15 protein-coding genes are annotated in these 13,656 nt (G+C 58.3%); 9 read left to right on the top strand and 6 right to left on the bottom strand.

The features are described 5' to 3' along the window. Positions 1 to 232: 232 nt before the first annotated feature. Entirely contained in the window at positions 233 to 1,432 is a 1,200-nt protein-coding gene (gene tyrS / locus D8U61_RS18860; protein WP_016772931.1) for a tyrosine--tRNA ligase, read from the bottom strand. Between the two features lie 212 nt (positions 1,433 to 1,644). On the opposite strand from tyrS, the gene D8U61_RS18870 reads away from it, so the two are divergent. Together D8U61_RS18870 and D8U61_RS18875 are read left to right on the top strand one after the other, a co-directional pair. Next, positions 1,645 to 3,069: a peptidoglycan DD-metalloendopeptidase family protein gene (locus D8U61_RS18870; protein ID WP_110603590.1), complete on the top strand. Its 1,425-nt coding sequence runs from the start codon at positions 1,645 to 1,647 to the stop codon at positions 3,067 to 3,069. A 3-nt stretch (positions 3,070 to 3,072) separates the two neighbouring features. Further along, positions 3,073 to 4,164: an anhydro-N-acetylmuramic acid kinase gene (locus D8U61_RS18875; protein ID WP_130927456.1), complete on the top strand. Its 1,092-nt coding sequence runs from the start codon at positions 3,073 to 3,075 to the stop codon at positions 4,162 to 4,164. Between the two features lie 69 nt (positions 4,165 to 4,233). Here the strand turns inward: D8U61_RS18875 and erpA are convergent, their stop codons facing one another. Continuing rightward, entirely contained in the window at positions 4,234 to 4,584 is a 351-nt protein-coding gene (erpA, locus tag D8U61_RS18880; RefSeq protein ID WP_007918905.1) for an iron-sulfur cluster insertion protein ErpA, read from the bottom strand. Between the two features lie 168 nt (positions 4,585 to 4,752). After that, complete coding sequence (gene argC / locus D8U61_RS18885) at positions 4,753 to 5,787, bottom strand: N-acetyl-gamma-glutamyl-phosphate reductase (protein ID WP_130902111.1); 1,035 nt, start codon at positions 5,785 to 5,787, stop codon at positions 4,753 to 4,755. Positions 5,788 to 5,921: 134 nt separating this feature from the next. Here argC and hemJ point away from each other — a divergent pair, with 134 nt between their 5' ends. The 6 genes from hemJ to coq7 all read left to right on the top strand — a co-directional run bounded on the left by hemJ (position 5,922) and on the right by coq7 (position 10,455). Further along, positions 5,922 to 6,350 (top strand): protoporphyrinogen oxidase HemJ, encoded by a 429-nt coding sequence (gene hemJ, locus D8U61_RS18890; protein WP_016772928.1) that lies wholly within the window; start codon positions 5,922 to 5,924, stop codon positions 6,348 to 6,350. Between the two features lie 33 nt (positions 6,351 to 6,383). After that, positions 6,384 to 7,352 carry a nitronate monooxygenase family protein gene (locus D8U61_RS18895; protein ID WP_125925552.1) on the top strand — a complete coding sequence of 323 codons (969 nt, stop codon included), beginning with the start codon at positions 6,384 to 6,386 and terminating at the stop codon, positions 7,350 to 7,352. Between the two features lie 66 nt (positions 7,353 to 7,418). Then, complete coding sequence (locus D8U61_RS18900) at positions 7,419 to 8,366, top strand: DUF805 domain-containing protein (protein ID WP_125925550.1); 948 nt, start codon at positions 7,419 to 7,421, stop codon at positions 8,364 to 8,366. A 61-nt stretch (positions 8,367 to 8,427) separates the two neighbouring features. Further along, positions 8,428 to 9,216 carry an SDR family oxidoreductase gene (locus tag D8U61_RS18905; RefSeq protein WP_122612457.1) on the top strand — a complete coding sequence of 263 codons (789 nt, stop codon included), beginning with the start codon at positions 8,428 to 8,430 and terminating at the stop codon, positions 9,214 to 9,216. A 56-nt stretch (positions 9,217 to 9,272) separates the two neighbouring features. After that, a complete protein-coding gene (locus D8U61_RS18910; RefSeq protein WP_016772924.1) occupies positions 9,273 to 9,611 on the top strand; it encodes a histidine triad nucleotide-binding protein in 339 nt (112 codons plus the stop codon). Positions 9,612 to 9,807: 196 nt separating this feature from the next. After that, positions 9,808 to 10,455: a 2-polyprenyl-3-methyl-6-methoxy-1,4-benzoquinone monooxygenase gene (gene coq7 / locus D8U61_RS18915; protein ID WP_041476678.1), complete on the top strand. Its 648-nt coding sequence runs from the start codon at positions 9,808 to 9,810 to the stop codon at positions 10,453 to 10,455. Positions 10,456 to 10,565: 110 nt separating this feature from the next. Here the strand turns inward: coq7 and speD are convergent, their stop codons facing one another. Both speD and D8U61_RS18925 read right to left on the bottom strand, forming a co-directional pair. Then, the gene (speD, locus tag D8U61_RS18920; protein ID WP_024014530.1) at positions 10,566 to 11,360 is read right to left on the bottom strand and encodes an adenosylmethionine decarboxylase; all 795 of its coding nucleotides are present in this window, start codon (positions 11,358 to 11,360) and stop codon (positions 10,566 to 10,568) included. A 237-nt stretch (positions 11,361 to 11,597) separates the two neighbouring features. Further along, a complete protein-coding gene (locus tag D8U61_RS18925) occupies positions 11,598 to 12,020 on the bottom strand; it encodes an OsmC family protein (protein ID WP_016772921.1) in 423 nt (140 codons plus the stop codon). Positions 12,021 to 12,255: 235 nt separating this feature from the next. Here D8U61_RS18925 and crp point away from each other — a divergent pair, with 235 nt between their 5' ends. Beyond that, positions 12,256 to 12,900 carry a cAMP-activated global transcriptional regulator CRP gene (gene crp, locus D8U61_RS18930; RefSeq protein ID WP_016772920.1) on the top strand — a complete coding sequence of 215 codons (645 nt, stop codon included), beginning with the start codon at positions 12,256 to 12,258 and terminating at the stop codon, positions 12,898 to 12,900. Here the strand turns inward: crp and D8U61_RS18935 are convergent. Then, on the bottom strand, positions 12,897 to 13,595 hold the full coding sequence (locus D8U61_RS18935; protein ID WP_130927457.1) for a lipoate--protein ligase family protein: 699 nt from the start codon (positions 13,593 to 13,595) through the stop codon (positions 12,897 to 12,899). The two genes, crp and D8U61_RS18935, sit on opposite strands and share 4 nt — an antisense overlap. Positions 13,596 to 13,656 lie beyond the last annotated feature (61 nt).

Consider the following 13,656-nt stretch of genomic DNA (forward strand, 5'->3'; position numbering starts at 1 on the left):
ATCGCTGCTGTCAACACCTCTTTTTCTCCGCTTTCGACCGAGAAGATCGAACCGTTAAAAGAGCTACACATCACTGCTCTTTCAACTCCTTCCAGGCTTCGATGATCTGAAGCAAGTCGCTGTCGAAAACTGCGTAACTCTTTGAATCTCAAGGAGTTTTCCGTTTCGACTGCGCCGGAAGTGGGGCGAATTATAGACTTCTAGAATTCGCCGTCAACCCCCAATTTCAACTTTATTCAGATTTCAGCGTAATACGTGCAAAAGCTTTCTTGCCGGCTTGGCAAACGTGAGTCGTGCCCAGTACATATATAAAGGAGCGATCAACCACCTCACCATCGACACGCACCCCGCCAGCCGCCAACAGATCTCGCGCCGCCGCTGAGTTCTTCACCAAGCCAGCCTTATTAAGGACGGCAGCGATTGGCATATCCTCAACCGAAGACAGTTCGATCTCAGGCAAGTCATCTGGAAGCTCGCCATCCTTCATGCGGTTGCCAGCGCCTCGGTGAGCGTTCGCCGCAGCCTCTTCACCATGGAAACGCGCAACGATCTCTTCAGCGAGTTTGATTTTGATGTCACGCGGATTCGCTCCAGCTTCGACGTCAGCCCGGAATGCGTTGATTTCATCCATCGAACGGAAGCTGAGCAACTCGAAGTAACGCCACATCAGCGCATCCGGGATGGAAACCAGCTTGCTGTACATGACGCCTGGCGCTTCCTGGATACCGACATAGTTGCCCAGCGACTTGGACATCTTCTTCACGCCATCCAGACCTTCCAGCAATGGCATGGTCAGAATGCACTGGGCTTCCTGGCCATAACCACGCTGCAACTCGCGACCCATCAGCAGGTTGAATTTCTGATCGGTACCGCCCAGCTCAACATCGGCGCGTAGCGCGACCGAGTCATAACCCTGAACCAGCGGATAGAGGAACTCGTGAATAGCGATCGGCTGGTTGGTGGTGTAGCGCTTGTCGAAGTCATCGCGCTCGAGCATGCGAGCGACGGTGTATTGCGAAGTCAGGCGAATGAAATCCGCCGGCCCCATCTTGTCCATCCAAGTGGAGTTGAAGGCAACTTCGGTTTTCGCCGGATCAAGGATTTTGAAAACCTGAGTCTTGTAGGTCTCGGCATTCTCCAGAACCTGCTCACGCGTCAGTGGCGGACGCGTGGCGCTCTTGCCGCTCGGATCGCCGATCATCCCGGTGAAGTCACCTATAAGGAAGATCACCTGGTGCCCCAGTTCCTGGAACTGACGCAGCTTATTAATAAGCACGGTATGCCCAAGATGCAGATCCGGAGCGGTAGGGTCGAAACCAGCCTTGATACGCAGCGGTTGGCCGCGCTTGAGCTTCTCGACCAGCTCGGACTCGACCAATAGTTCTTCCGCACCACGTTTAATCAGCGCTAGCTGCTCTTCAACCGACTTCATAACAGACCCGCAAGGCTCAGATTCAAAGGGAACCAACCATACAAGAACGCGCACCAATTACAAGTTTTGCCCGGCGCACGGACACCAATCCACAGACCCGAGGTCTGTAGACTTGCTTCAGCGATGATTTGGTTATATTTTATACAGTTATTTCATCTTCATCATGTCATTCATCTTTTCCAATTCATCTATTTCAAAGTCAAAAATTACCTATGACCACAGAACCGTCTAAAGCGCCCCCGCTTTACCCGAAGACCCACCTGCTCGCCGCAAGTGGAATCGCCGCCCTTCTCAGCCTGGCGCTGCTGGTATTTCCCTCCAGCGATGTTGAAGCCAAAAAGACGACTCTGAGTCTTGAACTGGAAAGTCCTGCTGAACAACTGACACAAGATCAAGACGCTGCTGATGCGGCTCAAGCCACAAACGAGCCGGTAGCTTCGCCGTTCGCACAAATCGAAAACAGCGACGAAAATGCCGCGCAAACCGCTGAAACCGCGCCAGCACCTGTAGCCCCTGCTGAGAAACCAAAAGAGCCTGGGCACCGCGAGGTCGTGGTTTCCAAAGGCGATACGCTGTCTACCCTGTTTGAAAAAGTCGGCCTACCGGCAGCCTCCGTGCACGAAATACTGGCAAGCGACAAGCAAGCCAAGCAGTTCAGCCAACTCAAGCGCGGTCAGAAACTCGAATTCGAACTCAGCCCGGAAGGCCAGTTGACTAGCCTGCACAGCAAGGTCAGCGACGTTGAAACCATCACCCTGACCAAGAATGACAAGGGTTATTCGTTCAACCGAGTGACTGCCAAGCCAACCGTTCGCACTGCCTACGTCCACGGTGTCATCAACAGCTCACTGTCGCAGTCCGCAGCCCGCGCCGGCCTTTCTCACAGCATGACCATGGACATGGCCAGCGTCTTTGGCTACGACATCGATTTCGCGCAGGACATTCGTCAGGGTGATGAATTCGATGTGATCTACGAGCAGAAAGTCATCAACGGCAAGGCTGTCGGCACCGGCCCGATCCTGTCGGCGCGCTTCACCAACCGCGGGAAGACTTACACCGCTGTTCGCTACACCAACAAACAAGGCAACAGCAGCTATTACACTGCCGATGGCAACAGCATGCGCAAGGCCTTCATCCGTACGCCGGTTGACTTCGCCCGCATCAGCTCGAAGTTCTCCATGGGCCGCAAACACCCGATCCTCAACAAGATCCGCGCGCACAAAGGTGTCGACTATGCAGCGCCGCGAGGCACGCCGATCAAGGCTGCCGGTGACGGCAAAGTGTTGCTGGCCGGTCGTCGTGGTGGTTACGGCAACACTGTGATCATTCAGCACGGCAACACTTACCGTACGCTCTATGGCCATATGCAGGGCTTTGCCAAAGGCGTGAAAACCGGTGGCAGCGTCAAGCAAGGTCAAGTCATTGGCTATATCGGTACAACCGGCCTTTCCACCGGCCCGCATTTGCACTATGAGTTCCAGGTCAACGGCGTTCACGTCGATCCGCTGGGCCAGAAGCTGCCGATGGCCGATCCGATCGCCAAGTCCGAACGCGCGCGCTTCCTCGCGCAGAGCCAGCCGTTGATGGCGCGCATGGATCAAGAGAAGGCCACCATGTTGGCTTCGAGCAAGCGCTAAGCCATGGCCCTGTATATCGGTGTGATGTCCGGAACCAGTCTCGACGGGCTGGACATCGCCCTGATCGAGCAGACCTCGGCGATCAAACTGATCGCCACCCACTACCTGCCAATGCCTGACTCCCTGCGCGCCGAGCTGCTTGGCTTGTGCGCCAGCGGCCTCGACGAGATCGCCCGCTCGGCGATTGCCCAGCAACACTGGGTCGAACTTGCCGCGTCGGGCATTCACACCCTCCTCGCGCAACAACAACTCAAGCCCGAAGCCATCCGCGCCATCGGCAGCCACGGTCAGACCATTCGCCATGAGCCGGCGCGCGGGTTTACCGTGCAGATCGGTAATCCAGCCCTGCTGACTGAGTTGACCGGTATTACCGTCGTCAGCGATTTCCGCAGTCGCGATGTCGCAGCGGGTGGCCAAGGTGCGCCTCTGGTGCCAGCCTTTCACGAAGCGTTGTTTGAAGAGCGTACTGGTAACCAGGCAGTCTTGAATGTCGGCGGATTCAGCAATCTCAGCCTGATTGAGCCGAACAAACCTGTAGCCGGTTTCGACTGCGGACCGGGGAATGTTCTGATGGACGCCTGGATTCACCGGCAACGGGGCGAGAACTATGACCGGGACGGCAAATGGGCTGCGATCGGCAAGGTTGAACCAGCCCTGCTCACGGCACTGCTCAGCGACCCGTTCTTCGTCACCAAAGGCCCGAAGAGTACCGGCCGGGAAGTCTTCAATCTGCCATGGCTGGAACAGCATCTTTCGAACCTGCCAACCTTCGCAGCCGAAGACGTTCAGGCCACGCTGCTCGAACTGACGGCGCTGACCATCGTCGAGTCGCTACAAAGCGCTCAATCGGACACTCAGGAATTGCTGGTTTGTGGCGGCGGCGCGCACAACGCGACGCTGATGAGACGTCTGGCGGATCTGCTGCCAAATACCCAAGTCGCCAGCACCGCAACTCACGGCGTTGACCCTGACTGGGTAGAAGCCATGGCCTTCGCCTGGCTGGCTCATTGCTGCCTCGAAGGCATCGCCGCCAATCGGCCAAGCGTCACCGGCGCTCGCGGGCTGCGCGTACTCGGCGCCATCTACCCGGCATAAACTTCAGATACAAAAACGCCGCAGAACCGAAAGGCTCTGCGGCGTTTTGTTGTGTGCGCTGAAGCGCGATCAGATCGAGAACGACGAACCGCAACCACAAGTCGTTGTGGCATTCGGGTTCTTGATCACGAAGCGCGAACCTTCCAGACCTTCCTGATAATCCACCTCGGCACCGGCCAAGTACTGGAAGCTCATCGGATCGACCACCAGGCTCACGCCTTCGCGCTCGACGATGGTGTCGTCATCGGCCACGTCCTCATCGAAGGTGAAACCGTATTGAAACCCTGAACAACCGCCGCCCGTAACAAATACGCGCAGCTTCAAGCGATCATTCCCCTCTTCATCGACCAGGCTCTTCACCTTGTGCGCAGCACCTTGAGTGAATTGCAAAGCCGTGGGGGTGAAGGATTCGACGCTCATGCTGACTATCTCCCGGCGTTACGCCGCCATAATGCGTGATGACGCGCATTATCCGCTTGTCCTAGAAAATTGGTCAACTATTAGAGGAGCAGCGGCAAGCTTCAAGCGGTGAGCTTCAAGCCTGCCTCTGATCTCTTGTAGCTTGTGGCTTGAAGCTCGTAGCTGCTTTTAAGGCAGCATGCCGGCGTGTGACAGGCCGAAGCGCTCGTCCAGTCCGAACAGAATGTTCATGTTCTGCACCGCCTGGCCCGAGGCGCCCTTGACCAGATTGTCGATCACCGAGAGCACGACCACCAGATCGCCATCCTGTGGACGATGCACGGCGATGCGGCAGACGTTGGCGCCACGCACGCTACGGGTTTCCGGGTGGCTGCCGGCTGGCATGACATCGACGAAGGGTTCGTTGGCATAGCGCTTTTCGAACAGTGCCTGCAGATCAACCGAGCGATCCGCTACTGTCGCGTAGAGCGTGGAGTGAATACCGCGAATCATCGGCGTCAGGTGCGGGACGAAGGTCAGGCCGACGTCCTTGCCCGCCGCGCGACGCAGGCCCTGGCGAATTTCCGGCAGATGACGATGACCTTTTACCGCATAGGCCTTCATGCTTTCCGACGTCTCGGAGTACAAAGAACCTACAGCGGCACCACGCCCGGCACCACTGACACCAGATTTGCAGTCGGCGATCAAACGCGATGCGTCGGCCAGACCTGCTTCCAGCAATGGCAGGAAACCCAATTGCGTTGCGGTCGGATAGCAACCCGGCACCGCGATCAGGCGCGCTTTCTTGATCTGCTCGCGATTGACTTCCGGCAGACCATAGACCGCTTCGTCCAGCAATTGCGGTGCGCCGTGTGGCTGGCCGTACCACTTGGCCCATTCATCAGCATCTTGCAGACGGAAGTCGGCGGACAGGTCGATGACCTTGGTGCCCGCCGCCAGCAGCTCGCCTGCCAAGGCGTGAGCCACACCGTGTGGCGTGGCGAAGAAAACCACGTCGCAGGCGCCAAGGGTTATCACGTCCGGCACGCTGAACGCCAGCCCGTCATAGTGACCGCGCAGGTTCGGGTACATGTCAGCCACGGCCAGTCCGGCCTCGGATCGGGAAGTGATGACGACCACTTCTGCCTGCGGATGCTGTGCCAACAGACGCAGCAGTTCGACACCGGTGTAACCCGTGCCGCCGACGATACCGACCTTGACCATAAACCTGCCCTCAACGAACCCACTGGAAAGCCGTCGATAATAGGGGCCGCGCGCGCCTGCGACAACCGCCAAGGTGACGCGCGGACGCTCAAGCCTCTACTATCTGGCTACCGTGAATGAGGGAATAACCAAAAATGCTCTATCTATGGCTCAAAGCGTTTCACATTGTCAGCGTCGTCTGCTGGTTTGCCGGGCTGTTCTACTTGCCGCGCCTGTTCGTTTACCACGCGCAAAGCACCGACACGATCAGCCAGGAACGCTTCAGCGTCATGGAGCGCAAGCTGTATCGCGGCATCATGGGCCCGGCGATGATCGCCACGCTGATCTTCGGTGGCTGGCTGATCTACCTCAACCCGAGCCTTTTCAGCCAGGGCGGCTGGATTCACGCAAAACTGACTCTGGTCGTTCTGCTGATCGGTTACCACCATATGTGCGGCGCGCAGGTAAAACGCTTCGCCCGTGGCGAAAACACCCGCAGCCATGTCTTTTATCGCTGGTTCAATGAAGTGCCGGTTCTGATATTGCTGGCTATCGTAATTCTGGTCGTGGTCAAGCCGTTCTAACTTCAACCAATACAGATCCTCGGGGTGTTCTCAATGTCGCTGCCCGCTCTGCTCGAACAACGTCTGCGTCTGCCCGTAGTAGCAGCGCCGATGTTCCTGATCTCCAATCCGGAACTGGTGCTCGCCTGCTGCCGCAACGGCGTGGTCGGCAGCTTTCCGGCGCTGAACCAACGCGAAAGCAGTGGGTTCAAGGCCTGGCTGGAACAGATCGAAGCGGGCCTGGCGACGCTGGATAATCCGGCCCCTTATGCGGTGAACCTGATTGTTCACCACAGCAACCCGCGTCTGCAGGCGGATCTGGACATTTGCGTCGAGCACAAGGTGCCGATCGTTATCACCAGCCTCGGCGCGGTGAAGGAACTGGTCGACGCGGTGCACAGCTACGGCGGTCTGGTGTTTCACGACGTGACCACGCGGCGCCATGCCGAGAAAGCCGCTGAAGCCGGTGTCGACGGGCTGATTGCCGTCGCGGCCGGCGCCGGCGGGCATGCCGGCACCTGGAGTCCGTTTGCGCTGATTGCCGAGATCCGTGAGTTTTTCGACAAGACGCTGTTGCTTGCAGGATGTTTGAACCACGGCCATGAGATTCTCGCCGCGCAGCTGCTCGGCGCGGATTTGGCCTACTTCGGTACGCGATTTATCGGCACCACCGAAAGTCACGCGCCTGACGCTTATAAAGAAATGCTGCTGACAGCCAAGGCTGCCGACATCATTCATACTCCAGCGGTGTCGGGAGTGCCGGCCAGTTTCATGCGCCAGAGCCTGGAGGCGGCCGGTTTCGACATGGCGGCCCTGCAAGGCAAGGGCGAGGTCAATTTCGGCGACAAGCTCAAGCCGATCAACGATGAAGCCAAAGCCTGGAAGACCGTGTGGTCGGCGGGTCAGGGTGTTGGCCAGATTGGTGATCTGCCAAGCGTGGATCAGTTGATCGCGCGGCTCGACGCTGAATATCGTCAAGCCCAAACGCGCGCTGCACAGCTGCCACAACGCTGGCCGCGCTGAAAAACATATCTGGCCAGTCCTGATCAGACTGGCTGCCCAATGAATCGCGACAAGGATGCCTCGGCCATGAGCGACACCCGTTACAAGATCGTCTTCGACGGCGCGCTGCAGCCCGGCGTCGACCTCACCACCGCCAAACTGAATCTGGCGGATCTGTTCAAAAGCGATGTGGCCGCCATCGAGCGCCTGTTCAATGGCCGCACCGTCGCTCTCAAACGTGAGTTGTCTCACAGCGATGCGCAGACGTATCTGCAGGCGTTGAACAAAACCGGGATCGATGCGCGGATCGAAGCGGAAACCGCCATCGAGCTGAATCTCGCGGACGTCCACGATAACCCTGCAGCGGTGGTGGAACCGGACTCGCCTTACGCCCCACCGCGCGCCAATGTCGGTGAAGCTCTGCCGCCATTCGCCACGCTCAAGCCATTGAGCGTCGAAGGCCGGATCGGTCGCCTGCGTTTTCTGGCCTGGACCATGGTCTTGAGCCTGGTGACCCTGCCCATCGTCGGCGTGTTTGCTTTGATTGCGTTGGGCCTGGTCAGCGGCGACTCGACTACCGGGCTGATCCTCGGCGGCATTCTGGCGGTCTTCCTGTTCATTGGCTTCATGATCGTCAGCATTCTGTTCAGCGTTCAGCGCCTGCACGATATCGGCTGGTCGGGCTGGCTGTGGTTGTTGAATCTGGTGCCGTTCGTGGGCAGTTTTTTCCCGCTGGTAATGATGGTCGTACCCGGCAATGCCGGCGCCAACCGCTATGGCCCGCCGCCGCCACCGAACAGCACGGCGGTCAAAGTGCTGTGCTCGTTGTGGATCGTATTCTTCGCACTGATTTTTGCCGGCGGCCTGCTTGGCGGCTTCTCGGCTGTGCAGGAAGAATATGAAAGCAGTCTGGAGAGCAGCTATGACAGCGGCGCGGTGACCACCGACGAAGTTGAAGTTGTCGAGCCGCCAGCGATTTCCGCCGACGAGGCAGCCGAACCGGCGCAGGCCCCTGTAGACTCTGCGCAAGAATGAACAGCGCTCCCTGCCGCGACAACTGCGTCGCCGGCGCGGAGCTGTTGCGATGGAGAACTGCATGACCCGTTACGCTCTGATCACCGGTGCTTCCAGCGGCATCGGCCTGGCCATGGCCGAAGCACTGGCCCGGCGCGGCCGCAGCCTGATTCTGGTGGCACGACAGCGTGATCAGCTGGAAAGTATCGCCATCGAGCTGACCCAGCGTTTCGATGTCGAAGTATTGTTTCGTGCCTGCGATCTCGGCGAACCGTTGCGCCTGTCGGGCTTTTTGCTGGAGCTGGAAGAAGGCGACCGGCAAATCGATCTGCTGGTAAATTGCGCAGGCATCGGCACCTGCGGGCCATTCCTGGCGCAAGACTGGATGACCGAGCAGGACCTCATCGAGGTCAATATCCTCGCCCTCACCCGCCTCTGCCATGCGGTGGGTAACAGCATGGCGCTGCTGGGTGGCGGGCAGATCCTCAATGTCGCGTCGGTGGCTGCGTACAGCCCCGGCCCATGGATGAGCACCTACTACGCCAGCAAAGCCTATGTGCTGCATTTTTCCGAAGCCCTGCGCGTGGAGCTCAAACAAAGCGGCGTGAAAGTCTCCGTGCTTTGCCCCGGCCCGACGCGCACACCGTTCTTCCGAACCGCACAGATGAGTAGCGAAAAGATCGAAAGCAGCCACTCGCTGATGAGTCCGGAAGAAGTGGCACTGCATGCCGTACGCGCACTGGATAAAAACCGCGCCATCATTATTCCGGGACGGCGCAACCGCTGGCTGGCGTTCCTGCCGCGACTGGGTTCGCGCTGGCTTAACCGGACGATTGTCGGCATGGTCAATAAAGCTTACTGCCCCCGCTAGGAACACGACTTCGAAGCGGTACACTCGATTCAGCCCAACTCAACGGAGAAACAGCAGTGGATACTCTGTTCACCAAGATCATCAACCGGGAAATCCCGGCCAATATCATCTACGAGGACGACCAGGTTCTGGCCTTCCACGACATCGCCCCACAGGCTCCGGTGCACTTTCTGGTGATCCCGAAAAAACCGGTGCGCACGCTCAACGACCTGACCGAAGACGACAAGGCACTGGCCGGGCACATCCTGTTCACCGCGCAGCGTCTGGCGCTGGAACTGGGTTGCGAAGAAGGCTTCCGCGTGGTGATGAACTGCAATGAACTTGGCGGGCAGACTGTCTATCACATCCATATGCACGTGCTGGGGCAGCGTCAGATGAACTGGCCGCCGGGCTGATTGGCGACAACCAACCGTGGGAGCGAGCCTGCTCGCGAAGGCGCCGATACATCCAACACTTCAGTAGCCGATAATCCGCTTTCGCGAGCAGGCTCGCTCCCACAAAAAAGCCTGACCGCCCAGCAAGTGACCCAGCGCAAACCCTCGCCGGCCGATTCGGTTAAACTGGCCGCCGAGATTCTTCCCGGAGGTCAGCATGACTACCCAACGTCACTACTCGCCCATAGACCGTCTGCTACTGCAAGCCGATGCCGCGATGCGCACCCTGTTGCCCTTCAGTGGCCAGCCGTACCGCCCGTCGCCAGCGATTCTGCAGCCGGATACGCAAATGAGCGATGAAGACACCCGCCATGTCGCCGGTCTGATGCGCATCAACCATACCGGCGAAGTCTGCGCCCAGGCGCTGTATCAGGGACAGGCGCTGACCGCCAAGTTGCCGCAGGTACGCGCAGCCATGGAGCACGCGGCTGAAGAAGAGATCGATCATCTGGTCTGGTGTGAACAGCGCATCCATCAGCTGGGCAGCCACACCAGCGTGCTGAATCCACTGTTTTACGGCATGTCGTTCGGTATCGGCGCGGTGGCCGGCCTGATCAGCGACAAGGTCAGCCTTGGTTTCGTTGCGGCGACCGAGCATCAGGTCTGCAAACACTTGAACGAACATCTGGAGCAATTGCCGGCCGAGGACGAAAAATCCCGGGCGATTCTTGAGCAGATGCGCATCGATGAAGAACACCATGCGGAAAGTGCTTTGGATGCGGGCGGGTTTCGTTTTCCGGCGCCGGTCAAGTTCGGGATGAGCTTGTTGGCCAAGGTGATGACCAAGAGTACTTATCGGATCTGAGATCTGTGTCGGTGCTGATGACCTCTTCGCGAGCTGGCTCGCTCCCACAGAGGTTTTGTATGAGGCATGAAAAAGGCGACCACGAGGTCGCCTTTTTTTGTCCGGTAATCTTAGGTCGGCATATTGCGCGCGTAGAAGATTTCCAGCATTTCGTGTTTCACACGGTCGGTCACCTGGGCACGCTGCTCGGGCGAGAGGTTGCTGGTGGCATCGCCGAACAGGTAGTTATCCAGTTCGAAGTTCTTCAGCAGCATTTTGGTGTGGAACAGGTTTTCCTGGTACACGTTCACGTCGGTCATCTGGTACGCGTCGCGGGTGTCTTCGGAGAGGTAGTTCTGGATCGAGTTGATCTCGTGGTCGATGAAGTGTTTGTTGCCTTCAACGTCACGGGTGAAGCCGCGCACACGGTAATCCACGGTCACGATGTCCGAATCGAACTGGTGAATGAGGAAGTTGAGTGCTTTGAGCGGTGAAATGACACCACAGGTCGACACGTCGATATCCACACGGAAGGTCGCAATACCATCGTCCGGATGGATTTCCGGATAGGTGTGCACCGTGATGTGGCTCTTGTCGAGGTGGGCCAGAATAATTTCGGGCAAAGGGCCCGGCGATTCTTCGATCTGGCTGTCAGTCGGGGTTACCGGCTCTTCCGAAATCAGAATCGTGACGCTGGCGCCCTGGGGTTCATAGTCCTGACTGGCGATGTTCAGGATGTTGGCACCAATGATCTCGACAACTTCTGTGAGAATCTGCGTCAGGCGTTTCGCGTTGTACTCTTGATTGATGTACTCAACGTAAGCCTGCTGGTCTTGCGGGGTTTCCGCGTAGCAGATGTCATAGATGTTGAAGCTCAAGGTCTTTGTCAGGTTATTGAACCCGTGGAGCTTGAGTTTGCTTTTCACCGTTAAAAACTCTCTATGTATGCGGCGCGGCCGCGTGATCAAGCATGCCCGTCAAGTGCGAACAACGCACCTGCGTAGGACGGTTAACACCTCTTCGCGATGGCGATTTTGGTTATCTGTTCAGGCGGATGACCCGTCGGCTGACCGATCACTGCCCTGAAAAAAGTGGCGCATTATGCAGACGTCAGCGGGGGATCGCCAGAGTCTGCACTGCTTTTATGATAGTTGAATGTCGGTTCAGCCGAGTTCGACGATTTCATAATCGTGGGTGATTGCCACGCCAGCCGCGCCGAGCATGATCGACGCCGAGCAATATTTCTCGGCCGACAGTTCGATGGCGCGCTTGACCTGAGCTTCTTTCAAGCCCCGGCCCTTGACCACGAAGTGCATGTGGATCTTGGTAAACACCTTCGGATCTTCAGTCGCACGCTCGGCGTCGAGGAAGGCTTCACAGCTTTCAACGGCCTGGCGCGACTTCTTCAGGATGCTGACCACATCGAAATTGCTGCAACCGCCGACACCCAGCAAGAGCATTTCCATCGGGCGAACCCCGAGGTTACGGCCGCCGGCGTCCGGCGGGCCGTCCATCACCACGACATGACCGCTGCCGGATTCGCCGAGGAACATGGCTTCGCCAGCCCATTGGATGCGTGCCTTCATCGCCCAGACTCCACAGTAAAAAAAGGGTCGCCAGCTTAGCACAGCGCTTTGTCCCGGCAGGAACGACGTCCTAGGACGGATGCTTTCTGGCTGTAGGTAATTTCTCGAATTTACGACGAAGTGTCTGGTAAGCTGGCGCCAATTCGCTGGCGCCAATTCGTCAGCTCTGTAGCGACCGCCTTCAGCGCCTCATAACAACTCAAACATCACCGTGCAGTCTTTTCGGGATACAACCATGGTTGCTATTACCCCCACACCCAAAATCAAGAACATCGACAAGCTGTTGATGCATTGCCAGCGCCGGCGTCATGCGGCCAAGAGCAACATCATCTGCGCCGGCGATCGCTCGGACACGCTGTACTTCATCATCAAGGGTTCGGTCACCATCCTCATCGAAGATGACGATGGCCGCGAGATGATCATCGCCTACCTCAACGCCGGGGATTTCTTCGGCGAACTGGGTCTGTTCGAGCAGGCAGGTCAGGAGCAGGAACGCAGCGCCTGGGTGCGTGCCAAGGTTGAATGTGAAACCGCAGAAATCAGTTACGCCAAGTTCCGCGAGTTATCGCAGCAGGATCCAGACATTCTTTACGCCCTCAGCGGACAAATCGCACAACGCCTGCGCAACACCACGCGCAAAGTCGGCGACCTGGCGTTTTTCGACGTCACCGGCCGCGTCGCCCGCTGCCTGCTGGAGCTGTGCAAACAGCCGGACGCCATGACCCATCCCGACGGCATGCAGATCAAAGTCACCCGTCAGGAAATCGGCCGGATTGTCGGTTGTTCACGGGAGATGGTCGGCCGCGTGCTCAAGGATCTGGAAGAACGCAACCTGGTCGATGTGAAAGGCAAGACGATGGTGGTCTTCGGCACGCGCTAGACGTAAATCTGCGCCAGCATCAAACGAAACAATTCATCGAGACGCGCCAACGCATGTGGCGCGTTGAATTTCTCATGCAGGGCGATGTGGCTTTGCGCCCTCACCCGCTGCTCCAGGCCGCAGGTTTCATTGAAGCGGTTGACCGCGGCGACCATCGCTTCACGCCCGTCATCCATCAGCATTGCACCGTGCACCAGCCCCACCGGACGCTGGCCGCCCTGGCTCTGGCGCCAGCGCTGGGCGGTGCCGACCATCTTGCGACCGTCGAGATTGACGTTGAAACGGCCGTCGCAGAATGCGCCGTCGATTTCCCCGACTGACGACGTGCCACCCAACTCATCCAGCAACTGACAGATCGGATCGCACAGACGGCGGTAGCCGGTTTCGATGCGGTTCAGGTCGCCTTCACTGCCAGGCGGGGCATACACCAAGGCAATGTTGATGGTCGCAGCGGATTGCGGGACGGGCTCACCGCCCGTTTCACGCAACAGCACCGGCCAGCCAGCGTTAGCGGAGACTTCGCAGGCATGGTCGAATTGCGGGAGACGGTTGAGGCGGCGCGGCATGACCAGCGCGCGGTCGGTGGGTTGCCAGAACAGCAGGCCGAATTCGGCGTCGCCAGCGCAGACCGAGGCCAGCAAGTCCTGTTCGGCTTGCAGGCCGGATTCGATGGTCAGCGGGGTTGGCAACGACATGGTGAGCTCCGGCAGATTGAATCTCTTTAGCGGAATTTAGCGCCTCTTCGCGAGCAGGCTC

It is taken from the genome of Pseudomonas sp. Sample_14 (genome assembly GCF_004307515.1).
Classification (GTDB): domain Bacteria; phylum Pseudomonadota; class Gammaproteobacteria; order Pseudomonadales; family Pseudomonadaceae; genus Aquipseudomonas; species Aquipseudomonas atacamensis.

Bases quoted from the DNA above. Each gene is read 5' to 3' on its own strand.
- tyrS (WP_016772931.1), bottom strand. From the start codon at position 1,432: ATGAAGTCGGTTGAAGAGCAGCTAGCGCTGATTAAACGTGGTGCGGAA.
- D8U61_RS18870 (WP_110603590.1), top strand. From the start codon at position 1,645: ATGACCACAGAACCGTCTAAAGCGCCCCCGCTTTACCCGAAGACCCAC.
- D8U61_RS18875 (WP_130927456.1), top strand. From the start codon at position 3,073: ATGGCCCTGTATATCGGTGTGATGTCCGGAACCAGTCTCGACGGGCTG.
- erpA (WP_007918905.1), bottom strand. From the start codon at position 4,584: ATGAGCGTCGAATCCTTCACCCCCACGGCTTTGCAATTCACTCAAGGT.
- argC (WP_130902111.1), bottom strand. From the start codon at position 5,787: ATGGTCAAGGTCGGTATCGTCGGCGGCACGGGTTACACCGGTGTCGAA.
- hemJ (WP_016772928.1), top strand. From the start codon at position 5,922: ATGCTCTATCTATGGCTCAAAGCGTTTCACATTGTCAGCGTCGTCTGC.
- D8U61_RS18895 (WP_125925552.1), top strand. From the start codon at position 6,384: ATGTCGCTGCCCGCTCTGCTCGAACAACGTCTGCGTCTGCCCGTAGTA.
- D8U61_RS18900 (WP_125925550.1), top strand. From the start codon at position 7,419: ATGAGCGACACCCGTTACAAGATCGTCTTCGACGGCGCGCTGCAGCCC.
- D8U61_RS18905 (WP_122612457.1), top strand. From the start codon at position 8,428: ATGACCCGTTACGCTCTGATCACCGGTGCTTCCAGCGGCATCGGCCTG.
- coq7 (WP_041476678.1), top strand. From the start codon at position 9,808: ATGACTACCCAACGTCACTACTCGCCCATAGACCGTCTGCTACTGCAA.
- D8U61_RS18925 (WP_016772921.1), bottom strand. From the start codon at position 12,020: ATGAAGGCACGCATCCAATGGGCTGGCGAAGCCATGTTCCTCGGCGAA.
- crp (WP_016772920.1), top strand. From the start codon at position 12,256: ATGGTTGCTATTACCCCCACACCCAAAATCAAGAACATCGACAAGCTG.
- D8U61_RS18935 (WP_130927457.1), bottom strand. From the start codon at position 13,595: ATGTCGTTGCCAACCCCGCTGACCATCGAATCCGGCCTGCAAGCCGAA.